The sequence below is a fragment of the Martelella radicis genome (assembly GCF_014196625.1).
GTDB classification, from domain to species: domain Bacteria; phylum Pseudomonadota; class Alphaproteobacteria; order Rhizobiales; family Rhizobiaceae; genus Martelella; species Martelella radicis.
This window is the reverse complement of sequence record NZ_JACIDZ010000022.1, coordinates 25,210-51,040: the sequence shown is the minus strand read 5'-3', so window position 1 is coordinate 51,040 and position 25,831 is coordinate 25,210. Positions and strand designations below refer to the sequence as shown.

The following is a 25,831-nucleotide window of genomic DNA, read 5'->3' as shown; positions in this document are numbered from 1 at the left end:
ACGAAAAATCCTAACCCTTGCAAACGCAATGCTAAGAGATCAGACCATGTACAAACCAGCCTGAACAGGTACAAAACAATACAGTTGCCAGGGCCAAATAGTGAGGGCCGTGGCGCGTAAGGCACTGTGGCAAAAGGTTTTCTTGCGGCCCTGGACCCCGGCTCAAGGCCGGGGTGACGGAGAATGGGGATCAGGTTTCTTGCATCTCCCACAGGCGTCAGCAGTCCGAGCCCCGGCGGGTTTTCCGCCGGGGCATGCAAATAGGTCTATTCGTTTGCCGTAACCTGCAGGTTCAGCAGTTGCGGGATCGATTGCGGGGCGGCGGCGCCGGCCATGACGACGGCCAGGATCGGCATCTGCATCTGCGGCTTGATGGACACCGAGATATTCTGCGGATCGGAGAAATAGGTGCCGACGGCGGTGGTCACCATGTCCGCGAGGCCCGGCACATTCATCGCCGAAAGGCTCGCGCCGAGATCGACCTCGATCTTGTCGGCCATCTCCTCGGCGATCATGCCTTCTTTTTCGGCCGCATATTGCAGCGCCCGCGTGGTGATCGAATCGTCGGTGAAGCTGACGCGGAGTTCGGAAAGCCCGATCTTCTGGCCGAGTTCGAGAAGATATTGCTGGGAGGGGTTCTGCTCGTCGCCGGCTTCGGCGGAGTCCATCTCCTGCGCTTTCTGCCCTTCCTCGGCCAGCTTCTGGAACGTCTCCATGGTCTCAAGCGTCAGGCCGGTCATACCGAAGCTGATATTGAGCGTGCCGACATCCTCGACCGCGATCTCATAGGTCGAGAAGTTCATGTCGCCGGACTGCATGTCCCAGTCGCCGCTGAGGGTCACGGCTGCATGCATCTCCATCAGGTCAAGTGCCGTCAGCGTATCGCGCGCCTCGTCCTCCATGTCGTCGATGCCGGAAAGGTCGATCGCGATGCCGGAAACGGTGCCGAGGAAGCTCGCTTTCGTACCGGCCTCGATAGTCTGGTCGGCACTGGCGTTCTCGATCGTCGCCACTTGATGACCGTTGGTCGTGAAGGTGATGTCGGTGGCTTGCGTGGAGCCGGCATAGTTCATGCCCGACATCATATCCGCGTCCGGATCTGCCGGAACCCTGATGTCTTCCTGGGTGAAAGAGCCGATGTCGAACTCGAACTCATCGGCGGCAAAGGCGAGATCGAAGGTGGACACCTTGTTGATAGTGTAGCCGCCATTGCCGTCTTCCTTCACGCCCTCGAAGTTGAGCGTCACCGGCGCGACCTGTTCGATCTCGACCGGCGCATCCGGGCTTTCGGCAAGCGGGCCGTAGATCACGCCGGAAACCGTGATGTCGCCGTCGTCGCCTTCCTCGACATCGTCATAGGTGAAGCCGACGCTGCCCTGGGCCATCGAGGCGGCATTGAGCTTGGAGAGCATGTCTTCGGCATCGAGCGCGAAGGCGGGAACCGTCGTTGCTGCCAGGAAGCTGCCGGCGAGGAGAAAATGGCGGAAAGGCGCTTTGCGCATGGTGTCACTCCCGGGATTGGTCTGATTCTGGATCATGTTATTCGGCATATAGGACCGAATTGCAATTCTGCCAGAAAAGATGTGCCCGCGTCACAGTGGCCAGCCTTGCGCCGGAGACGTCTGTTTTCGCGCGCGAGCCCCCGTGTTTTCAGGGGATTGGGCCCACTCGCGCCTTGCGGGAGCCGGTTGCATCCACTAACAAAACCCCATGGGAAACGAAATTCTTCCGCCGGATGACGGCGACAACCACATCGATGCCGTGGACCTGCGCAAGGCGCTGGAAGAACGCTATCTCGCCTATGCGCTGTCGACGATCATGCACCGCGCCCTGCCGGATGTGCGCGACGGGCTGAAGCCCGTGCACCGCCGCATCATCCACGGCATGAGCGAGATCGGGGTGCGCCCGGGTTCCGCCTACAAGAAATGCGCCCGCATCGTCGGCGACGTCATGGGTAAGTTCCACCCTCATGGCGACGCCTCGATCTATGATGCGCTGGTGCGCCTCTCGCAGAGCTTTGCCCAGCGCTATCCGATGGTCGACGGCCAGGGCAATTTCGGCAATATCGACGGCGACAGCGCGGCGGCCATGCGCTACACAGAGGCGCGCATGACCGATGTGGCGGCGCTGATGCTGGAAGGCATCGGCGAGGACGCCGTGGACTTTCGTCCGACCTATAACGAGGAGGACGAGGAGCCGGTGGTGATGCCCGGCGCCTTCCCGAACCTGCTCGCCAACGGTTCGACCGGCATCGCCGTCGGCATGGCGACCTCCATTCCCTCGCACAACGCCCATGAGCTGTGCGAGGCGGCTATCCACCTGATCAAGCATCCGGATGCAACGGTCGAAGACCTGATGACGTTGCCGAACGCCGACGGGCCGAAGGCGAACATGATCCAGGGGCCGGATTTCCCGACCGGCGGCATCATCGTCGAAGATTTCGACAGCATGGTCGAAACCTACAAGACCGGGCGCGGCGGCTTTCGCGTGCGTGCCCGCTGGGAGAAAGAGGATCTCGGGCGCGGCAATTACCAGATCGTCGTCACCGAAATTCCCTATGGCGTGCAGAAATCGCGGCTGATCGAGAAGATCGCGGAACTGCTGATCGCCCGCCGCCTGCCTCTTCTCGAAGATATCCAGGACGAGTCGGCGGAAGACATCCGCGTCGTGCTGGTGCCGAAATCGCGTGCCGTCGACCCGGCGCTGCTGATGGAATCGCTATTCAAGCTCACCGATCTGGAGAGCCGCTTTTCCATGAACATGAACGTGCTCTCCCAAGGCAAGGTGCCGAAGGTGATGGGCCTCGTCGATGTTCTCACCGAATGGCTCGGCCACCGCCGCGAGGTGCTGCAGCGCCGCTCGCGCCACCGGCTGGCGGCGATCGAGCGGCGGCTGGAAATCCTCGGCGGCCTCCTGGTCGCCTATCTGAACCTTGACGAGGTGATCCGCATCATCCGCGAGGAGGACGAGCCGAAACAGGTGATGATCGAGCGCTTCGAGATCACCGACGTGCAGGCGGAAGCCATCCTCAACATGCGGCTGCGCGCGCTGCGCAAGCTCGAGGAAATCGAAATCCGCAAGGAATTCGACGCGCTGACGGCGGAAAAAGCCGATATCGAGGCGCTGCTCGCCTCCGAGGACAAGCAGTGGCAGACGGTTGCCTGGGAGATCGGCGAGGTGAAGAAGACCTTCGCCAAGGCGACCGAGCTCGGCCGCCGCCGCTCCACCTTCGACGATGCGCCGGAGACCGATGTCGAGGCGATCCAGCAGGCGATGATCGAGAAGGAACCGGTCACCATCGTCATCTCGGAAAAGGGATGGGTGAGGGCGCTGAAGGGCCATGTCGATGCCTCCGGCCTGTCGTTCAAGGATGGCGACAGCCTGAAGCTATCCTTCCCGGCGCAGACCACCGACAAGCTGTTGATCGTCACCACCGGCGGCAAGGCCTTCACCCTCGGCGCCGACAAGCTGCCGGGCGGGCGCGGCCATGGCGAGCCGCTTCGCATCATGGTCGATATCGACGCCGACCAGGACGTCGTCACCGCCTTCGTGCACGAGCCCGGCCGCAAGATGCTGATCGCGTCGACCGCCGGCAACGGCTTCATCGTCGATGAGGACGCCATGGTCGCCAATACCCGCAAGGGCAAGCAGGTGATGAATGTGACGATGCCCGTGGAGGTGAAGCTGCTGACACCCGCGACCGGAGACCACGTCGCCGTCATCGGCGAAAACCGCAAACTCCTCGTCTTCCCGCTGTCGCAGATCGCCGAGATGGCGCGCGGCAAGGGCGTGCGCCTGCAGCGCTACAAGGATGGCGGCCTTTCGGACGCCAAATGCTTCGCGCTGGAAGAAGGCCTCACCTGGACCGACAGCGCGGGCCGCACCCACACCCGCAATGTCGACGAACTGATGGAATGGCGCGGCGACCGCGCCACCGCCGGAAGGATCGCGCCGAAGGGATTTCCGCGGAACGGGACGTTTCGGGGGTAGTGCCGGCGCTCTCCAGTATCACTCGTCTTTCCGGACCGAAGCATGCTCCGCGTCGGTGTCATTCGAACCTCAAACTCTCGGCGGCAGGTCGAGCGTGGTCGGCTGAGGCGGCGGGATATAGTCGGGACCGCGGGTAAAGGAACCGAGGCCGGCGCCTTCGCCGCAGACTTTCAGCAGGGCAGCGCGGTTGGTGATGTGGATTTCGCCGTAGCGCTGCTCGATGCACCCAAGATCCTTCAGGCGTCTCAGTACACGCTGAAGCGTGGGCGCCGACAGGGCGACGATCTCCGCCAGTTTCGATTGCGAAATCCTGATCCGCCCGCGAGGGTCCGGCGCATTCTCTAGCTGCAGTAGAAGGCGCAGCGCCACACGGCCTTCCGATGAGGCCATGGAGATGTTGGACAGGAGCTGGAAGGTGACCGCGAAGTTCTGGTAACTTAGCCTGTAGAAGTCGTGAAAGAGGGAGGGGTGCTTATGCAAGAGCACACTCAGGTCGGTTGCGCGCATATGCAGCATAGTGACCTCTTCCGCCGCATAGATGGATACCAGCCTTCTCGACTTTGAGATCATCGCCAGATCGCCGATCCAGAAGCCGCTTTCGGCGCGGTGGAAGGTGAAGTCCAGACCGTCCGCCCGTGGAATGGATATATCGATCCCGCCCGAGGTGAGGCCGTAGACGCCGTCCGCCCAGTCGCCGACGAGATAGATCGCCTCGCCCGGCGCGTATCGGCGAAGTTTCATGATCGTGGTCAGAAGCGCGCGGGTTGCCGGTCCACACTCGGAATACCAGCCCTGATGCGACACTAATTCAATCGCCTGTTCAATTTCTGAGCTCACGGCGCCGCCTCCGCAGCTTATTTCATCAATATCCTCAGATGAGGAGGTCGGAAGCATTGGTTAAACATACACTAAAACAAGCTGGATGCGAACGACAATTCCGGTGCAATCGGTGCGGTTGCGGTTTCTACTGGATTTAACAATGAAAACATGAGGAAGCAATTGTGATGTTTCGATTTTTATTGGCGGTGAGCGGTGTCGCTCTGGGTCTGGCCGCCACCGCAAACGCGCAAGACGCGACACAGACGACCATCGAGGCTAATGATGCCTTGCTCGATTATCTGCCTTTCGACGATGACACAGATTTTGAAAATGCGCGTCGCGGACTGATCGCGACGCTCGACAGCGACCAAATCACCATGCCGGATGGCACCCCCGTATATGACATGGCTGCCTTCGATTTTCTTGAAGGTGATGCGCCGCCGACGGCCAATCCGAGCCTATGGCGCCAGAGCGAACTCAATGCCATTCACGGCCTGTTCGAAGTGGTCGAGGGCAGCATCTACCAGGTGCGCGGCTTTGACCTGGCGGTAATGAGCTTCATCCGCGGCGAGAACGGCTGGATCGTTGTCGATCCGCTGACGGCCGACGAGACATCTGCGGCCGGGCTTGCACTCTTGCGGGAACATGTGGAGGATCTGCCCGTCACCGGCATCATTTTCACCCATAGCCATGTCGACCATTTCGGCGGCGTCAAAGGGATCACGACGCCTGAGGAGATGGAGGCGAACGGCATTCCCGTCGTCGCGCCCGTCGGCTTTTTCGAGGAGGCAGTCAGCGAGAACCTGATTGCCGGCAACACGATGAGCAGGCGGGCCTCCTACATGTATGGCAACGTTGTCGAAAAAGGACCGGAAGGCTCGCTTGGTTCCGGTCTTGGCACGACGACGGCAGCCGGCACGGTGACCATCGTGGAGCCGACGCTGACGATCAGCGAAACGCCGCAGACCGAGACGATCGACGGCATCGAGATGATCTTCCTGAATACGCCGGGGGCGGAGGCGCCAGCGGAACTGATGTTCTATATTCCTCAGTTCAAGGCGATGATGCAGGCCGAGGAAATCAACCACACCCTGCACAATCTCTACACGCTGCGCGGCGCCAAGGTACGTTCTGGCGATCTTTTCGCCAAATATATCAATGATACGATCAACCGTTTCGGCGGCGAGGTCGAGGTGAGCTTCGGCAGCCATCACTGGCCGACATGGGGCAACGAAGAAATCATCGAATTCTGGAAGGGGCAGCGCGATACCTACCGCTATATCCACGACGAGACGCTTCGTCTTGCCAATAGCGGTGAGACCATGCTGGAGATTGCCGAGGAGCTGACGCTTCCCGACAGCCTGGCGCAGACATTCTCCAATCGCGGTTATTATGGCAGTGTCAGCCACAATGCCAAGGCGCAGTACCAGCTTTACTTCGGCTGGTTCTCAGGCAACCCCTCCGAGCTCAATGAGCTGCCGCCGGTCGAGGAAGGCACGAAGTTCGTGGAATATGCCGGCGGTGCGGATGCCGTGATCGAGAAGGCGAGAGCCGATTATGAGGCAGGCAATTACCGCTGGGTCGCCACAGCTCTCAATCATGTGGTCTTTGCCGATCCGGACAATGCGGAGGCCAGGAACTTCCTGGCCGATGCCCTGGCGCAGATGGGCTATCAGGCCGAAAGTGGCCCCTGGCGGAATTTCTATCTGTCTGGCGCCAAGGAACTGCGTGACGGTGTTATCGAAGCCGCGACGCCGGCCACTGCCTCGCCGGATATTGTCCGCAACCTGCCGCTCGGTACCTATCTCGACTATCTCGCTGTCCGGCTGAACCATCCGGAAGCGGCCGGCCAGGAGATCGCGCTTAACTTCGTCATGCCGGATGTCGGCGAGGAATTCGTCGTCACCGTCACCAACGGCGTGATGAACTACACGCTCGACAGCCAGAGCGACGATGTCGACGCGACGGTGACGCTCGACCGTTCGGTGCTTGATAGTATCAATCTCGGCCAGGTCACCATGATGGGGGCAATCGACGACGGGTCGGTGATGGTCGAGGGCGACCGGCAGCAGGTCGAAAATTTCGTGGCTCTGCTCGACACATTCGAGTTCTGGTTCAATATCGTTACGCCGTAGTCCCGGAACTATTCCGAAGAATAAGAAAAATTTGCAATCCGGATGCCGGCGGAAACACCGGCATCCTCCAAGACATTTTGGTCCTGACGCCCATTATCCTTCCAGCGATCGCATCTCCACCAGGTTTTTCCCGCGCTGCATCGCGATATTGATTCGCATCGCATTGGCAATCTTCGCGGCCCGCTCCTTGAACCGTGCGGCGGTTTCGGGGTCGCATTCCTCCTCCGCCGTCTCGCCGAAAAGGGTCAGCCAGCGCCGGAAATGGTCGTCCGAGATCTCCGGGATGGCGAGGTGTTTGGGCATTGGCCGGCCCTGGTAGCGGCCGGTCTTCAGGAAGACCGAACTCCAGAAATCGGTGATCGTCGCGATATGCGCGGCCCAGTGTTCGTCCGGCACCACGCCTCTGAAAACCGGGCCGAGGAGCGCGTCCTTGCGGGCCTTCGCGTAGAATTCGGTCACGACCGTGCGGATCAGCGCTTCGGTGATAGGTGTTTGCTGCATTGGTTTTCCTTGCGCGTTTCGTTTGGCCTTCGGCGGCGTCCGGCTGTTCGCTTTCTATGTCCTGGCGGCGGCGAGGCGCTGGCGTCGCGGTCATCAATCTCCCCCCTTGAGGGGGAGATGTCGCGAACGCGACAGAGAGGGGTGTCGGGCATCGGCCGACAACTCCGTGCTCTCTGAAAAGGTTCACCCCCCTCTGCCCTGTCGGGCATCTCCCCCTCAAGGGGGCGGGAGATCGTTTTGGAGGCGGGCATCGTCGTCGCATCCCTCTAATTTTCCAAGTCATCGCTTGACATATTTGCGCCGATGATTTTCAAAGGCATTGCTTGTTAAATAAACCGGCGCGCTTCGGCGCGCAATCACGGGAGAAACAAAATGGCTTTTGAACTGCCCGCTCTGCCTTATGCCCATTCCGCCCTTGCCGACCGCGGCATGGGGCAGGAGACGCTGGAACTGCATCACGGCAAGCACCACCAGACCTATGTGACGACGCTCAATGGCTTCGTCGAGAAGAATGCCGATCTTCAGGGCAAGTCGCTTGAGGAAATCATCGCCTTTTCCAAGGACAAGGCCGATCTCGCCCCGGTCTTCAACAATGCCGGCCAGCACTGGAACCACCTGCATTTCTGGAACGCTCTTTCGCCCAATGGCGGCGGCATGCCCGGCCGTCTGGAAGCCAAGATCGTTGAGGATTTCGGTTCCGTCGATGCCTTCAAGGACGCCTTCAAGGCGGCCGCCGTCGGCCAGTTCGGCTCCGGCTGGGCCTGGCTCGTGCTGGGTGAGGACGGCAAGCTGAAGACGGCGAAGACCCCGAACGGCTCCAATCCGCTCGCCACCGGCGAGGGCAAGGTCCTGCTCGGCCTCGATGTGTGGGAGCATTCCTACTATCTCGACTTCCGCAACCGCCGCCCCGACTATGTCGGCAACTTCCTCGACAAGCTCGCCAATTACGAATTCGCCGAAGCCAATCTCGGCTGATGAAAAGGACGGGCGCCGCGCCTTCCGCAGCGTGCGGCGCCCGCTGATCCCATGACCTATGTCGTTACCGAAGACTGCATCGCCTGCAAGCACATGGATTGCGTGGAGGTCTGCCCCGTCGACTGTTTCTACGAGGGCGAGAATTTTCTCGTCATCCACCCGGATGAATGCATCGATTGCGGCGTGTGCGAACCCGAATGTCCGGTGGAGGCGATCGTGCCCGATGTCGACGGCCCGGATCTCGATTTCTGGATCGAACTGAACCGGAAATATGCGGAAGTCTGGCCGAACATCATCGCCAAGGGCACGCCGCCTGAAAATGCCAAGGAGATGGAGGGCGTGCCGAACAAATTTCGCGATCTCTTCTCCGAAAAACCGGGAGAGGGATCATGACGGTCGATGCCTTTGCCGCACATGGCGCGCGGCCGATGCCGCTTGGAAAACCGGCCCGAACGCCGATCGAAAAACAGGACTTCCGCGATGCGATGGCCTCGCTTGCCGCAACCGTCTGCATCGTGGGGGCGGCCTCTGAGGGGGAACGCTCCGGCCGCACCGCGACCGCCGTCTTCTCCCTCAGCGGCTCGCCGCCCTCCATCCTCGTGTCGATCGACGCCAGCGCGCATCTGGCGGGGCTGATTGCGGAGAAGGGCGCGTTCTCGCTCGCCATGCTTTCGGCGACGCAATGGACCGTGGCCGATGCCTTTGCCGGCCGCATCGCGCCCGCCCACCGCTTCAAATGCGGGACGTGGACGGCGTGGACCTCCGGCAATCCGAAACTCGAGGGCGCGATGACGGCGCTCGATTGCGACGTGATCGGCCGGATCGATACCGGCACGCATGTGCTCTTTGCCGGCTCGATCGCCGAAATCGCGCGGGAGGAGGGGGCGTCGCCGCTGATCTGGCACGGTCGCGGCTATCGGGGTCTCGGCTGAACGTCAGCCCTTGTTCAGCTTGCGGTGCAGCACCTGCATCTGCCGGGCGGCCTGCAGGTCGCCCTTGCGGGTGGCGACGTCGGCGCCTTTCCCGAAAGTCTCGATGGCGCGCGCGGTGTCACCCTTGCGCTGATAGGCCTTGCCGAGCGCCGAATAGGCGGCGGAATAATCGGGGTCGAGTTCTAGCGCGCGGACAAGATGGGCGATCGCCTCGTCAAGCCGGTCCTCGCCGGCGAGAATGCGGCCGAGCGTCAACCGGCAGAGCGCGTTGTCCTTGCCCTCGGCCACCTGTTTTTCCAGCGCCTCGCGAATTCCGGCAGGCATGCAGCTTTCCTTTCCCATTTCTATCGGGTCTCGCTCACGACATAGGTGCAGCGCCGGCTGCCCTTGACGATGTGCTCGTCGCGGCGGATGTCGACGGAGGGGCCGAGAAGCTGGCGGAAGATCGCGAGTTCCGAGCGGCAGAACCCCTGGCAGGCGGTGGCGGCGGCGCAGATCGGGCAATGGTGCTCGACAAAGCGGCGCGTGCCGTCTTCCGCCGCGTACCAGTCCGCCATATAGCCCTCGGCAGAGCGCAGCCGGGTCAGCACGGCGAGCTTTTCATCCAGGCTGTCGCAGCCCTCCATCGCGGTCCTGTAAAGGCCGCCGGTGCGCCGTTCGCGCGCGGCAATCACCGTCTCGAGCGCGGCTTCGCCAAGCTCGGCGCGAATGCTCTCCAGAAGCTCCACCGTCAGCGTCGCATGGGTGTCGGGAAAACGCGCCTCGCCGGCTGGCGTCAGGCTCCACACCTGGCGCGGGCGGCCGACGCCGGAACGCCGGCTTTCGGGCTCAACGAGCCCCGTTTCTGCAAGCCGGGCCAGTTGCTGGCGCGCGGCTTCGCCCGTGGTTCCGAGGCGCTTTCCGAGCTCGGCCGCCGTCAGCCCGCCATGCATTTTCAGTTGCATGAGAATGCGGTCGCCGGCGCTGCGGGTCGTATACCCGGCGCTCGGAGTGCTGTTCTGGGGATTGGTCTCGGTGTCGCGTGCCATGCTTCATCGGGTCTTGTGTGTCACCCGACCCGTATAACGGCCCCGCCTTTTCAAAGCAATGGCTTTGTAAATCGGATCGGCTAGCGAGAACCCGGATTGTCCGGGTCGAAGTCGAACCGGTCGGGTACGGCCAAGCCGGCTTCGAGGTGCTTTTCGATGGCTCTGAGCGATACGCCGTCGCGGTAGAGCCAGGGGTCGCCGGTCTCCTTCTGCCAGGCCTCGGTCGCTGCCCGCATTTCAAGCAGGCGGTCGCGGTGGCCGGGGTCGCCGGCCAGATTGTTGACCTCGTGCGGATCGGTCTCCAGATCATAGAGCTCCTCCGGCTGACGGCGGACATAGTCCTTCACCGAGCGACCGCCGATCATCGCCGGGTCCTGATTGCGGATCCCCTCCCAGGTCAGCGAGCCGTAGAGGTCGCCGGAAAAGGGGAAATCGAGCTGCCAGGCGACATTGCGGTGATATTTGTAGCGCGTGGTGCGCATGAAGCGCGTCGGCCAGTAATTCGTCACCTCGTGGAAGGTATGCGAGCCGAACACGGCCTGCCAGTCGTCCTCAAGTGTCTCGCTGTCAAGGATCGGCAGCAGCGAACGGCCCTTGCGCGCGCCGGGCGGGGGCTTGTGGCCGGTCCAGTCGAGAAAGGTCGGCAAAATATCGGTGAAGGATACGAGATTGGGGTTTTCAACGCCAGCGCGCCCACCGGGTCTGCGCATGATAAGCGGAAGGTGCACGCCGGCATCGTAAAGCGTGGTCTTGGAATTCAGAAAGGGCGAGCCATTGTCGGAGAGGAAGACGACGAGCGTGTCATCGGCAAGGCCGGAACGCTCCAGTTCATCCAGCACCATGCCGACGCCCTGGTCGAGGCGGTCAATCGAACGGTAATAGTCGGCAAGCTCCTGGCGCACTTCCGGCAGGTCGGTCAGGAAGGGCGGCACGGTGACATCTTCCGGCGCGAAGACGCGATCCTCTACGCCGGGATAGACGCGGTCATTGCCGAAGCCGCCGCGGGTTTCATCGCGGTGCGGATCGATGAAGCCGATGGTGAGGAAGAAGGTTTTTTGCTCGGCCTTGGCGCTGTCGAAAAAGGCGGCCGCGCGGTCTGCCGACCAGCGCACGTCGCGTTCCCAGCTTTCCTCCCGCACCTGCCAGGGATAGACCGCGTCAGGCCCGACATGAACCTTGCCGATGATCCCGGTCTTCATGCCGGCTGCGTTCAGAAGCGCCGGCGCGGTGTCCACATGATCGAAGGTCATGAAATGGTGGTGGTCGTGGTTGAGGCCGTATTGACCGGTCTCATGGGTGTGGAGCCCCGTATAGATCACCGAACGGCTGGCGGAACACGAGGCGGTCGAGGTGAAGGCCATGTCGAAGCGCGTGCCGCTCGCGGCAAGACTGTCGATATTGGGCGTCGCGATCGCCGTCTCGCCGTAGCAGCCGGTCATGCGCCCCAGATCGTCGGCGATCAGAAGGAGGATATTGCGCATGATTGCTGGCTCCGTTGAAGGCTGAGGGGGGCGGAACTGCGGGGAAATTCGCTGATCACCGCGCCGGCCACATCAATGCCGCGCCGCAGCGCCGCACGGTCGGAGGCAGCTTCCGCGACGGCGCTCAGATAGCCGGCATTGAAGGCATCGCCGGCGCCGACCGTGTCGATCACCGCGAGCGGCTCGGCATGTTCGACCAGGTAGTCGCGGGCATGGTAGCAGGCAGCACCGTCGGCGCCGCGCTTGACCACGAGCACCGCGTCCGACCGCATGAACGGGCTGAGCGCGCGGCAGGCGGCATGGACGGTCTTCTCGCCGGAAAGCCCAAGGACTTCCTTGTCGTTGAGAAGAATATGGTCGGCAAGGCCAATCCATTCGCGGGCCTTTTCGATCGCGAGGTCGCTCCAGCCTTCGCCCGGCCAGCCGGGGTCAATGGCGATGGTCGCGCCGCGCGCCCTCAGTCGCTCAAGGAAGGCCGTATGCTCGTCGAAGAGTCCCGGCAGGGCGAAACCGCCGGAAACGAGCGCGATCGCGCCTTTCAGCGGCCAGTCCTCAAGGGCGCTGGAAAAGTAGGCAGCATCGAGCCCGTCGAGATGGCCGTTGGTGGAAAAGAAACTGCGCTCGCCGCCGGTCTGCAGCACGCCGACGGAAATCGAGGTCGGACCCGGCCGGGTTTCGACCCTGTCGAGCGGGCCGGAGAACTGTCGCGTGATCATTGCGCCCGCGGCATCGCTGCCGGTTGCCGAGACGAGGCCGACGGTCTGGCCGAGGCGCTGCAGCACGAGCGCGGTATTGGCCGCCGAGCCGCCGATGCGGAAGTCAGACTTTTCCAGAAAGACCTCCGTGCCCCAGTCCGGCCAGTCATCGATGCTGCCGGTGACGAGATCGAGATTGGCATTGCCGATGACCGCGATCGGGCGCGGCGCGTCGGATGGCCTGAAGCTGCTGTTCATATCGCTCGCCCCCTCAAACCGCGACGCCCGCCTCGTCGAAACGGTGCAGCGCCGCCTCGTCCGGCGTCACAAAGACCGTCTCGCCGGCTGAAAAATCCTGCGCGCCGGGCGCGCGCACATTCAGCATGCCGGCGTCATCGGTTTCCACATGGATATAAGTATCGCTCCCAAGTTCCTCTGAAAGCAGCACTTTGCCGGCCCAGCGGCCGTCTTCACGCGAGATCGCGAGGTGTTCCGGCCGGATGCCGCAGGCGGCCGCACCGAAATTCTCCGCGATCGCGCCCTCGATCACATTCATGCGCGGCGAGCCGATGAATTCGGCGACGAAGCGGCTGGCGGGCTTCATGTAGAGCTCCATCGGCGTCCCGACCTGCTCCACCCGTCCGGCATTCAGCACCACGATCCGGTCGGCAAGCGTCATCGCCTCGACCTGGTCGTGAGTCACATAGATCATGGTGACGCCCGCCATGCGCTTGTGCAGTGCCGCGATCTCGATGCGGGTATCGACCCTCAAGGCTGCGTCGAGGTTCGACAGCGGCTCGTCGAACAGGAAGATGCGCGGTTGGCGGGTGATCGCCCGGCCGATGGCAACGCGCTGGCGCTGGCCGCCGGAAAGCTGGCGGGGCTTGCGCTCGAGATAGGGGGTGATCTGCAGCATTTCGGCCGCCTCGCGGATGCGCTTGTCGGCCTCGCTCTTGTCGAGCTTAGCCTGTTCCAGACCGAAGGCCATGTTCTCATAGACCGTCATGTGCGGATAAAGCGCATAGGACTGGAACACCATGGAGATGCCGCGCTTTGCCGGCAGCACGTTGTTGACGCGCTCGCCGTCAATCATCAGATCGCCGCCGGAGATATCCTCAAGCCCGGCGATCAGCCGCAAAAGCGTGGACTTGCCGCAGCCCGACGGCCCGACGAAGACAATGAACTCGCCCTTTTCGAGGCTGAGGTCGATATCCTTCAGCACCTCGACATGGCCGAAGGACTTGCAGATCTTGTTGAGTTCGATGGAGGCCATGAGACTATCCTTTCACGGCGCCGGCGGTGAGGCCGGAAACGATTTTTCTCTGGAAGACGAGCACGAGCGCGATCAGCGGCACGGTGACGATCACGGACGCCGCCATGATGTTGCCCCACGGCACCTCGAATTCGGAAAGGCCCGAGATCATCGCGATCGCCACCGGCACGGTGCGCTGGCTGTCGGTGGAGAGGAAGGTGAGGGCGAACAGGAACTCGTTCCAGGCGTGGATGAAGGCGAGCAGGCCCGTCGTCACCATGGCCGGCCACATCAGCGGCAGGAAGATGCGGCGGATGATGGTGAACGACGAGGCCCCGTCCATGATCGCCGCCTCCTCGATCTCGATCGGCATGTCGCGCATGAAGGTGGTCAGAACCCAGACCGTGAACGGCAGGGTGAAGATCATGTAGGAGAACACAAGCGACCAGAGCGAGTTGAACAGGCCGAAGGCGCGGATCAGCTCGAACAGACCGGAGAGCACGGCGATCTGCGGAAACATCGACACCGACAGGATGGTGAAGAGCAGCATGCCGCGTCCCCTGAACCGGATGCGGCTCAAGGCAAAGGCCGCGGTGACGCCGAGGAACAGCGAGAATATGACGACCACCGTGGCGACGAAGACCGAGTTGAAGATCTGGTGGCCGAACACGCCGTCGGTCAGCATGTGTTCGTAGTTGGCGAAGGTCAGCGCCTTCGGCAGATAGTTGACCTCGAACAGCGCCTGACCGTTTTCCAGCGAGGTCAGGACGGCATAGTAGAAGGGAAACAGCGCCTGGGCGAGGATGACGAGGACGAGCGCGTAGAACGCAATGCGCTTGAGCGGAGCGGGGATGGTCATCTGTCGCCTCCAAGGTTCATGCGGGTGGCGCGGATGAAGCCGATCGTCAGAAGCGCAATGATCAGGAACAGCAGCGTGGAGGCCGCCGAGCCATAGGCGAAACGATCGAAATCGAACAGGTTCTCGCGCGCGAACACCGACATCGTGGCCGTATTGGCGTTGTTGGGGGTCAGCACGTAGACGATGTCGAACACGCGCAGCGCATCGAGCGCGCGAAAGACGATTGCCACCAGCACGGCCGGCATGATCAGCGGCAGGGTGACCTTGCGGAACACGCGGACGGGATGAATGCCGTCGAGCTTTGCCGCCTCATACATGTCCTTCGGCACCATCTGCAGGCCGGCGAGGATCAGAAGCGCCATGAAGGGCGTGGTCTTCCAGATGTCGACGATCAGCACGGCAAGCATCGCGGTATCTGGATCGGCCGTCCAGGCGACGGGCTCGGCGATGATATGCAGCTTCATCAGCATGTCGTTCAAAATGCCGAACTGGTCATGCATCATCCAGGCCCACATCTTGGCCGAGACGATGGTGGGAATAGCCCAGGGGATCAGCACTGCGGCGCGCACCAGCGAGCGGCCAAAGAACTGGGTGTTGAGCACCAGCGCGATGATCATCCCGAAAATGGTTTCGAACAGCACCGAGAAGAAGGTGAAACGCAGCGTGTTCCAGACGGCCTGCCACCAGTCCGGATCGGCCAGAAGGCCGTAATATTCGCCTTCGCCGCCGCCATAATCGAGATATTCGAGATAGTTGCGGAAGCCGACCCATTGCGCCTGGCCGGGAAAATCGATCGATGCGTCGGTGAAGCCGAAATAGATCGTCTTGACCAGCGGATAGACCGCGACCACGGCAAGCACCGCGAGCATCGGCGCCAGGAAGACCCAGGCGGACAGCACCCGCTGTTGTGACAGGGTCGATTTTTCGACCGGTTCTGCCATGTTCCGTTCCCTTCTTGTCATTGGTTGAGACGGCGCCGCGCGGTCGGTTGCCGCGCGGCGCCGGCCGATCTTACCAGCCGTTGCCGCGCAGGCGCTTCAGCTTTGCTTCCAGCTTGGCGAGGTTCTGCTCGGCGGTGCCGTCGCCCGAAAGCGTATCGTGCACGGCGGTCCAGAATTCCGAGGATACCTCGTTATACTTGCGCTTGGTCGCGGCGGAAGGACGCGGCAGGGCGTTGAGCACGACCGGTTTCCAGCGCGGAATGAAGGGCTGGGCTTCTGCCACTTCCGGATCGTCGTAGACGGCGGTCACGGTCGGCGGACGCGAGGTCTCGATGGCGCGTTCCTTCTGGTTCTCGAAGTTGTTGAGGTATTTCACCAACTCGATCGCCTCTTCCTGGTTCGGCGAATATTTGGAAACCGCCAGGTGCCAGCCGCCGAGCGTTGCCGCCGAGCTGTCGCCCTCTGCGCCGACGGGCAGCGTGGTCACGTCGAACTTGCCCTTGACCGGGGAATCCGGACCGTCTGCCAGCGCATAGGCATAGTTCCAGTTGCGCATGAACACGGCATTGCCCGACTGGAACACGCCGCGCGCATCCTCTTCCATGTAGTTGAGCACGCCCTGCGGCGCGATCGTGCCGACCCAGGATTTCGCCATGTTGAGCGCTTCGGCGGCTTCAGGGTTGTTGATGGCGATGGAGCCGTCGAGTTCGACGATGCGGCCGCCGCCATAGGAGTAGATCCATTCCTGGCCGTCGCAGGTCAGCCCCTCATAGGGCGCGCCCTGGAAGACGAAACCCCACATGTCGCCGTTGCCCTCGGCCCGCTCGCCATCCATGATGATCTTCGCGGTCTCGGTCATCTCGTCCCAGGTTTCGGGCACCGGACGGTCGTATTTTTCCAGAAGGTCCTTGCGGTAATAGAGCGCCGGCGCGCCGAGGAACATCGGCAGCGCGACGAGCTTGCCGTCGACGGTCTGGGATTCGACCGATGCCGGAACGAACTGGTCGATGATGTCGGCGGTTGCCTCGGTCAGGTCGACGAAGTGATCGGCGAGCTGCGGCGCGCCGATGACGTCGATGCGGTAGACGTCGATATCCGGCGACTTGGCCGAAAGCCAGAGCTTGTACTGACCGAACTGGTCGGTGGTCGATTCCGGCATGGAGACGATGTTGACCGTGTTGCCGGTCTTCTCCTGATAGCGGTCGAGTTCCTTGCGCAGGACCTCGTTGTCCTTGCCGATCGCGCCATGGACGATGTTGAGTTCGACCGCGCCGGCCGAGACCGCCATCAGGGCGCTGGCGGCCAGCAGCACGCCGGTGAATGTCTTGAAATGCTTCATTGCCTGTTCTCCCTCCGGCCCTTTTCGCGGACCGGTTTTGAAAAGTTCCCGCTTGTTGGAATACCGCCTGTTTCGGTCGGCCTTTCCTTTCTGATGACAATCCGGCGATATTCCGCTCCGATTGCCTGGTTCACGCCGGTACGAAGACCCGCGAAGTCTGACTGGTCCGATTACGCCTCCTTTCTGCAGAAAATCGGCGAGGTCCAGGCCATCTGGCCGGTTTTCTCGCGCAGTCGCACATAGATGTTCTCTCCGGCTTCGAGCGCGCCGAGGGCCACGCGGCCCTGCCACTGCCACTGGTGGGGGCGGGGCAGGGCGTGGAACCGGTAGGCGGGGCTGTCGATCGGGCCGAGATTGCCCGAGACGGCGCCCTCGAAAAGGTCGTCGATCGCGATGTCGAGCTGTTTGCCGGAAAGCACGGCCTTCAGCCTCGCACCCGGCTTCGTCCTGAGCCGGATGGCAAAGCCTTGCGTGGCCGAGGTGACATTGTTGGGGTTGGCCGCGGCGGTGACGGAAAAGGTCACCTTGCCGTCGGCGAGGTCGAGCGTCGGCAGCACTGCTGCCTCATCCTCGCCTTCCAGCGGTGAGACGATTTCGGCGCCGCGGAAACGCGGCTCCACGCTCAGAATCTCGCCTCCTTCGAGGTTGAGTGTTCCCGCCCAGTCGTGGCTCTTGCCGCGCGCGCCCCAGCCAAGCTCGACATGGAGAATGGTCTCCGTCGTCGCGCCGTCGCCGGGGTCGACCGGGGCAGGCTCGAGTTCGGGCGATATGCGGGCGAAAAGCGCGCCGTTGCGGAAGACGTCGATGACGTCGATGAAGCCGCCGCCGATGGCCTCGATATCGAGTGTGGCCTTGTCCGAAGGGGCGATGATGCCGCCCTGAACCGTGTCGCCGATTGCCGTCAGAAGATGAATATTGTCACCGGTCAGCGCGTTGGTGCGCCGCGCGCGCATGGCCGCGAAGATTGCGTCGCGGTCATCGGCTTCGGCATAGACCGCCATGCGGCCATGACCGTAGGAGCCGGGAAACGCGGAGTGGTGATCGGTATTGCCGACAATGCCGAAGACCGCGCCGCGCTTCAGCCCCGCGCGCATGGTCGAGGCGCCGTTCACCGGACCCATGGAATGCAGATAGGAGCGTTCGGACTCTGATTCTTCCGCGCAGCCATGCATGGAAAACATTTCGACAAAGGGCGACAGGGCCGGATCGAACGTGTCCCAGTTGATGCCGCGCGCGCCCTGGCGGTAGCCGATGTGATGCGGGAAGGCGAGCGCGCGATCACCCTTGGCGGCGGCCAGCGCGGTCTTCAGGTCTTCCGGTGTATCGGCCAGTTCCGGCTCCGCGACATCAAGGTCGGCGTAGACGATGGTGTAGTCGCCATGTGCACAGGAATGAATTTCGTAGCCGGGAAAAACGGCGAAATGTCCCGGATTTTCATACGCCGAAAGCGTCTCGAAATGGCTCTTCCAGTTGGCCTTCAGCTTCGCAAAGCCCTTGACGTGGAAGTCGACGATATGCGCCACCTCCGGCACGTCGACCGGCATGTCCGGCCAGGCGGCATGGCCGGTGACGGAGACGAAATCGAGCTGCAGTGCGGCCCGCGCCAGCGCGTCCTCCAGCCGTCCATGGCCATAGGACAGCGCCGAGTGGTTATGGATGTCGCCATAAAGCGGCTGCAGGCCCAGCCTGTTGGCGAGCGGGGTCAGGCGTTCGGGAAAGCGTCTGGTCATCGGGCAAATTCCTGTGTTGCCGGGTCCACCGGCATGCCGCCGTTCTTCATGGATTTCTGCGCGGCGAGCACGAGGCGCAGCGAAGCAAGCCCGTCTTCGATGCCGACCGGCGGGTTTTCGCCATCCATGAAGCGGCGAAGCGTCCTGACAAGTTCGAGATCTGCGCCAAAATGGGTCGAGGTCCGGTCCGGGTTGGTAAAGCCGAGCGTGCCGTGCTTGCGGCCGTAATCCTCGACGATGTCGATCGCGCCGGAATGGCGCTCCATGCGGATGCGGCCGGAGGAACCGACGATCTCAAGCGTCTCCTGATCCTCGGCCCAAGGGCCGAAAATGGCGAAGAACAGACAGGCCGTGACGCCATTCGCGTAACGGATGGTGACGATGGCGTGGTCGTCGATATCCGCACCCGGTTGGTAGACGCAGGTGTCGTTGCGGTCCTCGATCAGCGCCGCCTCGCTCCAGCTCGCATTGGCGACGGCGCCGGCGCCCTCGAAGCGGTCGACGAGGGTTTCGTGCCGGCGATAGGGACAGTCGCGGTCGCAGAGCGAACAGCGCTCCGGGGCATTCGGATCGGGCGGAAAGACGTTGCTGCGGCCGCCGACGGCGGTGACGGAGACCGGCTTGGATGCGGCGACCCAGTTCAGCACGTCGAAATGGTGCGAGCACTTGTCGTTGAGCGCGCCGCCCGAAAGCGCTTGCTTACGGTGCCAGAGCTGCAGATAGCGCGTATAGGGGATGACCGAGCGTAGCAGGATCATCTGCGGATCGCCGACGCGGCCTTCATGGGCAAGCTTCACCGTCTCCACCCAGGGCTTTTCATAACGCCGGGTGAAGGCCATCAGCATTGGCTGGCCGGCCTTCTGCTCAGCCGCCAGAATGGCCTCGGCATCCTCGAGCGTCACCGAAATCGGCTTGTCGAGATAGACGCGCTTGCCGGCGGCGATCGCGGCTTCGACCGGGGCGCGGTGCGCGTTGGTGTGGGTCGTGACCACCACGAGGTCGACGGCGGGGTCGGACACGGCATCCTCGAGGTCTGCAAAGACGCGCACTGCGTGTCGCACGCCGGCCTTGCCGTAGAGCGCGTTCAGGTGGTCGGCGGCATAGCCCGCGCGGTCTTCCAGCCGGTCGAAGACGCCGACGACGCGAAAGCCGGTTTCGCCGGCAATTTCGGCCATGCGGGAGCCGACATAATAGATGCCGCGTTCACCCGCGCCGATAATGGCGACGCCTGTTGTTTTTTGCTGGACCGGCTCGTGGAGCATGCAACGCCTCTGGACTTGATCATTGTCATCGGCATCGGATGCTATGTGAGTATATATATGGCTACAATATCATATGTACTCAATCAGAGGACAGATCGATGACGGAGCCATGGCGCACATGGGAGATCGGCAGGTAATGGGTCTGCGGTTCGTGCGGTCTGTCGGCGATCCGCTCCGCGATGATCCGCTCGAACACGGCGAGTTTCTCCGCGTGGCTGTTGCCGACCACGTCGAAGCGACCGAGATGTTCCGACTGGAAGTCGGTGCTGCCGAGCATGATCACGCTGAGGTCCCGCCCGGCCTCGAGGCCAAGTTCGAAAAGCGCGCGCTCGAGAATGAAGCCCTCGACCACGCCCCAGACGATGAGCGCGGTAAAGGGGAGCCGACCCGCGTCATCGGCATGACGTCCGATCGCCTCGGCGATGTCGTTGATCTGGTAGCTGCCGGGCAGGGCGTTCAGTTCAATCAGCCAGCGCTGTGCTGGATCGGGAAGCGTGCTGCCGAGCAATTCGAACTCGCGCCGGGCCATGGCGATCTGGCGGGCGTGGTGGGCAGAGGTCAGGAAGGCGATCTTCTCGTGGCCGTTTTCCCGCACGGCGCGGAAGGCGATCGACAGTGCCTCCCGCCAGTTGGTGCCAATCGCATCGACATCGATGCCGGTTGCCGAAACGCCGTCGATGACGATGTGATCGGCCTGCCGGTGGAGGGCCGCCAGAAAGGCGACGGTGAGGATTTCGAAATTCACCTGGATAAGGCAGGCGCGAAAGCGACCGATCCGCTCCAGCACGTCGATTGCCTGATCGTCGCCGGAAAAGCCGAGTTGTAGAACCGAGGATCCCGCACTCTTCAGCCGCGCGGCGACCTCCTGCAGGGTCACGCGTGCAAGGCGGCTGTCGGAATTGCGATAGAGAATCAGCAGGTCGGCGGCATAAGCGTTCTGCGTTGCGTCCAGCGTCTCGCCTGCCACAACGATGCCTGCGCCAGGGCGCGAGATCAGCCGCCCGTCATCAAGAAAAGGCCTCAGAGCTGCTTCGACGGTGCGCTGTGCGGTTCCGAATTCCCGCATCAGGTGGCGGATGGTCGGGAGACGTTCCCCGGGTTCCGCCTCGGCGATCTTATTGTCGACCCATCTGCCGATATCAGCGAGGATCTGTTTTGTCTTGCTCTGCATCGGGTTATTATGAGTATGTTTTATACTCAGTGCAAGCCGCGGCTGCCGATCTCACGGAATTTGCCCCGACGTCCCTGTCGGCCTCGATGAGACGTGCCATTGTCTGTTCGTCTGCTTCGCGCGGTCAGATGGAAACATCTGAAATCCGCGAAAATGCGTCAAAACAAACAGATAGAACTACTCCGCGTCTCCGTGAAACGCGGCATGGCTCTAGATGAGCAACATCAGCAGCAATGCGGCGCCTGCGATCAGCGGTAGCAGAGCCAGAAGGAGCCAGAAGCGTAACCGGTTATAAACGGGTGTCGGTTGATAGCACTGCGAACAAACCGGCCTCCTGAAGCGGAGATTATGGCCACAATAGGTGCAATGGAAAAATCTCATGGAAAATCTTTTTCGTGCTCAACACGTTAGTTCTAATCTGTTTCGTCGAAACCGGGGACGAAGTCCCAAGGTAATAAGCGTAGTCGAGGTGAATTCACGCTACTGTTCTAGTGCCTATGCCGCTGCGCAGTTTTGTCTTCAAAGCAAAAAAAACAGGACGATACACGTAAACTCCAGGCGTTCAGATTCCCCCCAACTCTTCACTGTTGTTCGCGAGGTGATGCCCGCACGGCGCCGGAATGTTGATTGTTTTCGGTAAGATTATGCTTTCATAAAATGATTGCGGTATCAAGATCAAGTCAGACTTGACGGGTAACAATTTTTCCTTGGCGCCATTTTTGGTAAAAAGCACCTTTTGCGAGCAAAAACATGCATATTTTCTATTTTGGCGATTGTAGGGGCGTTCTATTGCACCAGGATGTCAGGCGGAGGTGGCAAGCGGCAGCGTGACGGTCACACGTAATCCGCCGGTTGGGCGGTTTTCGAGTGCAATTCCGCCGCCATGGGCCAGGATGGCGGTACGGGCGATCGAAAGGCCAAGGCCGACGCCCCCAGTCTCGCGTGAGCGCGATGTTTCTAGCCTGACAAAGGGCTCGAACACCCGGTCAAGCTGATCGCCGGCAATGCCCGCTCCCTCGTCCTCGATCTTGATGACAGCCGATCCGTTTTCGGCCGCGGCTGATATCGTCGCCCGCTTTCCGTAGCGCACGGCGTTCTCGATGAGATTGCGCAAAGCCCGCCGCATGGAAAGCGGCCGGAGCCTGAGCTCGGCGTCAGCGATCGCGGCAGTCGTCACGTCATGTCCCGTTTCGATGAGTTCGCCGGCTAGGTCCGAGAGAAACGTCTGGAGCTCCACCGTCTCGACCGGTTCGTTCATGGCCATACCGCGCGAGAAGGAGAGCGTTGCCTCGACCATCTCCCGCATTTCCTCGATCGTCGCGACCATGCGCTCGCGGGTTTCCTCCTCGTCCACCATCTCGGCGCGTACCCTCAGCGCTGTCAACGGCGAGCGCAGATCATGTCCGAGGGCACCGAGCAGTTGCGTTCGCTCGCGCACGAATCGGTCGAGCCGCGCCTGCATCTCGTTAAAGGATACGGCAAGTCGGCTCATTTCCTCCGGCCCCGTGGCAGCGATCGGTTCGACATCCTCACCCCGGCCGAGCCGGTCGGCGGCGGCGGCAAGGCGGCGAAGCGGTCCCGTCAGACGGGAAAGCGCGAACCACAGAACCACAGCCAGAAACCCCGCCGTCAGCGCAAAGGGCAGCGCCTCCGACCAGACCCATTGATAGGGCGGATCGCGAAAGCGGGAGGTCACATTGAGCCAGCTTCCGTCGGCAAGCGCGATCGAAAGGTCGAGCGCCGTCGCGCTGACCGGGGGCTGGCCAGGCGGCGGCCGCATCTGACCCATTCCGTGCATCTGGCCTGCGCCTGGAACTGGCCCGGCGCGCGGCGGCGGCCGGGGCTGGTCGGTGTGCAGATCGACGCGGATGGTGCGCGGATCATCTGTTGCGAAGACCGCGCGGATCCGCCGCTCGATCCAGTTCGGCGCGTTGCCGGCCTCGCTCGAGACGAGCGGTGTCTGGCCGATGGTAAAGCGCACGAGCGAGGAGCTTGCGGCCTGCAGGATTTCGGATCGGAGATCCTGCGGCGCATCCTCCAGCAGGCGCGCCGTGCTGCCGGCTCGGTCCGCCGCCTCGATGGCAAGGGCAGAGCGTACGGCGAGCGCGCGCTGGTCGACGAACAGCCAGAGCGTCAGCGCCTGCGCGATTGCCAGGGCCACGACGATGAGCGCGATGATCTGGCCGCGCAGTGTGCGGGGAAGAAGCGCTCTCACGACACATGCTCCACGTCGCAGGCAAGCGAGTAGCCGCCGCCGCGCACCGTCACGATGATTGCGGGGCTTGCCGGATCCGGCTCGATCTTGCGGCGCAGGCGGCTGATCTGGTTGTCGATGGTGCGGTCGAACACATGGGCGCTGCGCCCGGAGGTGGCGTCGAGAAGCTGTTCGCGGCTCAGAACGAAACGCGGGCGCGCGAGAAGCACGGTCAGAAGCCGGAAATCCGCCGTCGTCAGCACCTCCTCGCGCCCGTCATCGGCGGTCAGGCGGCGCGTGTCGGTGTCGAGCGTCCAGTCGGCAAAGCGCAGTCTTTCGCCGGCGGGCGCGCCGGAAAGCTTCGGCTGGCGCTCCGAGCGGCGCAGAATGGCGCGGATGCGGGCCAGAAGCTCTCGCGGGTTGAAGGGTTTCGGCAGATAGTCATCCGCGCCGACCTCGAGGCCTATGATCCGGTCGGTCTCCTCGCCGAGTGCGGTCAGCATCAGGATCGGCACGCTGCCATCCGCGCTTAGGCGGCGGCAGACGGAAATGCCGTCCTCGCCCGGCATCATCACGTCAAGCACAATCAGGTCGAAGCTGCCGCTGCGCAGCTTGTCGTCCATTTCCGCAGCATCGCGCACGGCCGTCGCCCGGTAGCCGTTCTTCTGCAGATAGCTCTGCACCGCATCGCGGATTTCCCGGTGATCGTCGACGATCAGGATGTGGGGTTCCTTGTCCATAGTCTTACCTTAGCGCAGTCACACGAGCCGTTGCGCAAAACTGTGTCACGTTTTGTATCAGGCGGAAGGTCCTGCGACCAACGGATACAATTCAACCTTATCCCGGCATCGTACTGCGACATAGAAGGGGCAGATTGGCGACATCGACAGATCGAAAGGAGCGATGTCATGAAACGCAATACGATTTTCGCAGCAGGACTGGTTGCAGCACTCATCGGCGGCGCTGCCGTTCCCGCATTCGCGGCAGGGCCTGGTGACAACTGGGGCGGCCGTGGCCAGGGCCCCCGGCAGATGATGACGGATTGCGACGGTCCGCAGGGCGCAGCCAGAGGTCCGGGCGGACGTCAGGGCATGATGCAGGATCGCCAGCAGGCAGGTCCGACGCGCGGTGGGCCGCAGGGCGGCTTCGCCCAGGGTCAGCAGAGGGGCCCCGGCCAGATGGCGATGCGCGGCAATGACGGCGGCGCTTATGGCCCCGGCATGATGCAGGGCCAGCGCGGCGGCGCGCAGGGCGACTTTGGGCCCGGCGGCATGCGCGGTCCCGGCATGGGGCCCGGCAATGGCCCGCGCGGCGCAGGCCCGACGGGCGGCCCGCAGATGATGGGCGACCTCGGTCAGTATGACAAGAACGGCGACGGCTATCTCTCGCTGGACGAGTTCGAGGCCTTCCAGGTCGAGGTCGGACGCCCGATGTTCGAGCGCCACTTCCAGTATCTCGACAGCGACGGCGACGGCAAGGTCGCGGTTTCGGAACTGCCGGTTCCCGGCGCCGGCCCGCAGCGGCCCTTCGCCCAGGGGCCGGCCGGCAATCAGGGCCAGCAGCCGCCGATGCCGCGCGGCATGGGCAACCCGAACAACTGATAACTGAACTCAAGCGGCGTGCGCCGTGGCTCAGCCGTCGTCCTCAAGGGGCGGCGGCTGTTTCGTTCTGGCTTATGGCGGGCGAACCAGCCGCCAACCTTCGCGTCAGAGATCGGATTTGCTGATCAGCGCCGAGAGCTTGTCGGCGGCGGCGTTCAGGCGGTCGACATTGTTGATCGCCTCGTCCAGCGAAAGCCGCTGCAGCGGCGCGTGAAACGAAAGCGCGGAGACGAGGCGGCCGAAACTGTCGCGGATCGGCACGGCGACGGCGATCATGCCGTCCATGAACTCTTCGTTGTCCGTCGCATAGCCGCGCTCGCGGACCTGGTCGAGTTCGCCGACTAGATCGCCAGGCGAAGTGATCGTGTTCTCCGCGCGGGCCGAAAGTTCGGTCGCGCGCAGATAGTTTTCCAGATGTTTCCGGTCGAGAGAACTCAGATACATCTTGCCGCTGGCTGTGCAGTAAAACGGCACGCGCGAGCCGACCGGAAGCTGGATCCGGAGCGGCCATTTGGTTTCGACGCGTTCCAAATAGATCATCGCGTCGAGATCCGGCAGCGAGATGTTGCAGGTCTCGTTGATCGCCTCGGCAAGCTCGGTGAGGATCGCAACGCGCGCGGTCCTGATCCTGAGCGAGGAGAGGATGCCTGCCGACATGACGCGCAGCCTGCGGCCGGGGCAATAGCCGCGCCCGTCGATCTCGCGCTGGATGAAGCCTTCGGCCTCAAGCGTGGCGAACAGCCGGTGGATCGTCGGCTTCGGCAGGCCGAGCTTCTGGTTCACCTCGGTCGGCGTGACGGGCGATCCGGCTTCCGCCAGTGCTTCGAGCACCAGCAGAAGGCGGAGGTTTGTCGGTATCTGTCCGTCCCTGGCTTGATCGTCCAATATCGTCTCTCAAACGCTTTTCAATTCATCTGGCGAAACGC

The 25,831-nt window shown here is 62.6% G+C and carries 23 protein-coding genes; 6 read left to right on the top strand and 17 right to left on the bottom strand.

Going from position 1 to position 25,831, the window contains the following annotated elements; all coding sequences use genetic code 11:
• Positions 1-266 precede the first annotated feature (266 nt).
• Positions 267-1,502: a hypothetical protein gene (locus tag GGR30_RS21690; protein ID WP_183491088.1), complete on the bottom strand. Its 1,236-nt coding sequence runs from the start codon at positions 1,500-1,502 to the stop codon at positions 267-269.
• Positions 1,503-1,710: 208 nt separating this feature from the next.
• On the opposite strand from GGR30_RS21690, the gene parC reads away from it, so the two are divergent.
• Positions 1,711-3,990, top strand: coding sequence for a DNA topoisomerase IV subunit A (gene parC / locus GGR30_RS21685; RefSeq protein ID WP_183491086.1), 2,280 nt, complete (start codon positions 1,711-1,713; stop codon positions 3,988-3,990).
• 69 nt (positions 3,991-4,059) lie between these two features.
• Here parC and GGR30_RS21680 read toward each other — a convergent pair whose 3' ends face one another.
• On the bottom strand, positions 4,060-4,827 hold the full coding sequence (locus GGR30_RS21680) for a helix-turn-helix domain-containing protein (RefSeq protein ID WP_183491084.1): 768 nt from the start codon (positions 4,825-4,827) through the stop codon (positions 4,060-4,062).
• 167 nt (positions 4,828-4,994) lie between these two features.
• Here GGR30_RS21680 and GGR30_RS21675 point away from each other — a divergent pair, with 167 nt between their 5' ends.
• Positions 4,995-6,944, top strand: a complete 1,950-nt coding sequence (locus GGR30_RS21675) for an alkyl/aryl-sulfatase (protein ID WP_183491082.1) — start codon at positions 4,995-4,997, stop codon at positions 6,942-6,944.
• A 93-nt stretch (positions 6,945-7,037) separates the two neighbouring features.
• Here GGR30_RS21675 and GGR30_RS21670 read toward each other — a convergent pair whose 3' ends face one another.
• Complete coding sequence (locus tag GGR30_RS21670) at positions 7,038-7,445, bottom strand: group III truncated hemoglobin (RefSeq protein ID WP_183491080.1); 408 nt, start codon at positions 7,443-7,445, stop codon at positions 7,038-7,040.
• Between the two features lie 372 nt (positions 7,446-7,817).
• Here GGR30_RS21670 and GGR30_RS21665 point away from each other — a divergent pair, with 372 nt between their 5' ends.
• Genes GGR30_RS21665 through GGR30_RS21655 form a run of 3 tightly spaced genes read left to right on the top strand, consistent with a single transcriptional unit; the run spans position 7,818 to position 9,352 of the window.
• Positions 7,818-8,420: a superoxide dismutase gene (locus GGR30_RS21665; RefSeq protein ID WP_183491078.1), complete on the top strand. Its 603-nt coding sequence runs from the start codon at positions 7,818-7,820 to the stop codon at positions 8,418-8,420.
• Between the two features lie 51 nt (positions 8,421-8,471).
• Positions 8,472-8,813, top strand: a complete 342-nt coding sequence (gene fdxA / locus GGR30_RS21660) for a ferredoxin FdxA (RefSeq protein ID WP_183491076.1) — start codon at positions 8,472-8,474, stop codon at positions 8,811-8,813.
• The gene (locus GGR30_RS21655) at positions 8,810-9,352 is read left to right on the top strand and encodes a flavin reductase family protein (RefSeq protein WP_183491074.1); all 543 of its coding nucleotides are present in this window, start codon (positions 8,810-8,812) and stop codon (positions 9,350-9,352) included. The genes fdxA and GGR30_RS21655 overlap by 4 nt, the downstream gene beginning before the upstream one ends.
• Positions 9,353-9,355: 3 nt before the next feature.
• Here the strand turns inward: GGR30_RS21655 and GGR30_RS21650 are convergent, their stop codons facing one another.
• From GGR30_RS21650 to GGR30_RS21590, 13 genes are all read right to left on the bottom strand, one after another.
• The gene (locus GGR30_RS21650) at positions 9,356-9,676 is read right to left on the bottom strand and encodes a tetratricopeptide repeat protein (RefSeq protein WP_183491071.1); all 321 of its coding nucleotides are present in this window, start codon (positions 9,674-9,676) and stop codon (positions 9,356-9,358) included.
• A 20-nt stretch (positions 9,677-9,696) separates the two neighbouring features.
• A complete protein-coding gene (locus GGR30_RS21645; RefSeq protein ID WP_246414099.1) occupies positions 9,697-10,380 on the bottom strand; it encodes a helix-turn-helix transcriptional regulator in 684 nt (227 codons plus the stop codon).
• A gap of 80 nt (positions 10,381-10,460) precedes the next feature.
• Entirely contained in the window at positions 10,461-11,861 is a 1,401-nt protein-coding gene (locus GGR30_RS21640; RefSeq protein ID WP_183491069.1) for a sulfatase family protein, read from the bottom strand.
• The gene (locus GGR30_RS21635; RefSeq protein WP_183491067.1) at positions 11,840-12,814 is read right to left on the bottom strand and encodes a carbohydrate kinase family protein; all 975 of its coding nucleotides are present in this window, start codon (positions 12,812-12,814) and stop codon (positions 11,840-11,842) included. Before GGR30_RS21635 ends, GGR30_RS21640 begins: the two co-directional genes overlap by 22 nt.
• Before the next feature lie 13 nt (positions 12,815-12,827).
• On the bottom strand, positions 12,828-13,829 hold the full coding sequence (locus GGR30_RS21630) for an ABC transporter ATP-binding protein (RefSeq protein ID WP_183491065.1): 1,002 nt from the start codon (positions 13,827-13,829) through the stop codon (positions 12,828-12,830).
• Between the two features lie 4 nt (positions 13,830-13,833).
• On the bottom strand, positions 13,834-14,667 hold the full coding sequence (locus GGR30_RS21625) for a carbohydrate ABC transporter permease (protein WP_183491063.1): 834 nt from the start codon (positions 14,665-14,667) through the stop codon (positions 13,834-13,836).
• On the bottom strand, positions 14,664-15,608 hold the full coding sequence (locus GGR30_RS21620) for a carbohydrate ABC transporter permease (protein WP_183491061.1): 945 nt from the start codon (positions 15,606-15,608) through the stop codon (positions 14,664-14,666). Before GGR30_RS21620 ends, GGR30_RS21625 begins: the two co-directional genes overlap by 4 nt.
• Positions 15,609-15,678: 70 nt before the next feature.
• Complete coding sequence (locus GGR30_RS21615; protein WP_183491059.1) at positions 15,679-16,947, bottom strand: ABC transporter substrate-binding protein; 1,269 nt, start codon at positions 16,945-16,947, stop codon at positions 15,679-15,681.
• A 170-nt stretch (positions 16,948-17,117) separates the two neighbouring features.
• Positions 17,118-18,677 (bottom strand): hypothetical protein, encoded by a 1,560-nt coding sequence (locus tag GGR30_RS21610; protein ID WP_183491057.1) that lies wholly within the window; start codon positions 18,675-18,677, stop codon positions 17,118-17,120.
• Positions 18,674-19,939: a Gfo/Idh/MocA family protein gene (locus GGR30_RS21605; RefSeq protein ID WP_183491055.1), complete on the bottom strand. Its 1,266-nt coding sequence runs from the start codon at positions 19,937-19,939 to the stop codon at positions 18,674-18,676. Before GGR30_RS21605 ends, GGR30_RS21610 begins: the two co-directional genes overlap by 4 nt.
• Before the next feature lie 79 nt (positions 19,940-20,018).
• Complete coding sequence (locus tag GGR30_RS21600; RefSeq protein WP_183491053.1) at positions 20,019-21,110, bottom strand: GntR family transcriptional regulator; 1,092 nt, start codon at positions 21,108-21,110, stop codon at positions 20,019-20,021.
• 802 nt (positions 21,111-21,912) lie between these two features.
• A complete protein-coding gene (locus GGR30_RS21595) occupies positions 21,913-23,325 on the bottom strand; it encodes an ATP-binding protein (protein ID WP_343066533.1) in 1,413 nt (470 codons plus the stop codon).
• Complete coding sequence (locus GGR30_RS21590; protein ID WP_183491051.1) at positions 23,322-24,044, bottom strand: response regulator; 723 nt, start codon at positions 24,042-24,044, stop codon at positions 23,322-23,324. The genes GGR30_RS21595 and GGR30_RS21590 overlap by 4 nt, the downstream gene beginning before the upstream one ends.
• Before the next feature lie 168 nt (positions 24,045-24,212).
• On the opposite strand from GGR30_RS21590, the gene GGR30_RS21585 reads away from it, so the two are divergent.
• Positions 24,213-24,905: an EF-hand domain-containing protein gene (locus GGR30_RS21585; protein WP_183491049.1), complete on the top strand. Its 693-nt coding sequence runs from the start codon at positions 24,213-24,215 to the stop codon at positions 24,903-24,905.
• Between the two features lie 105 nt (positions 24,906-25,010).
• Here the strand turns inward: GGR30_RS21585 and GGR30_RS21580 are convergent, their stop codons facing one another.
• The gene (locus GGR30_RS21580) at positions 25,011-25,790 is read right to left on the bottom strand and encodes an IclR family transcriptional regulator (RefSeq protein WP_183491047.1); all 780 of its coding nucleotides are present in this window, start codon (positions 25,788-25,790) and stop codon (positions 25,011-25,013) included.
• Positions 25,791-25,831: the final 41 nt, after the last annotated feature.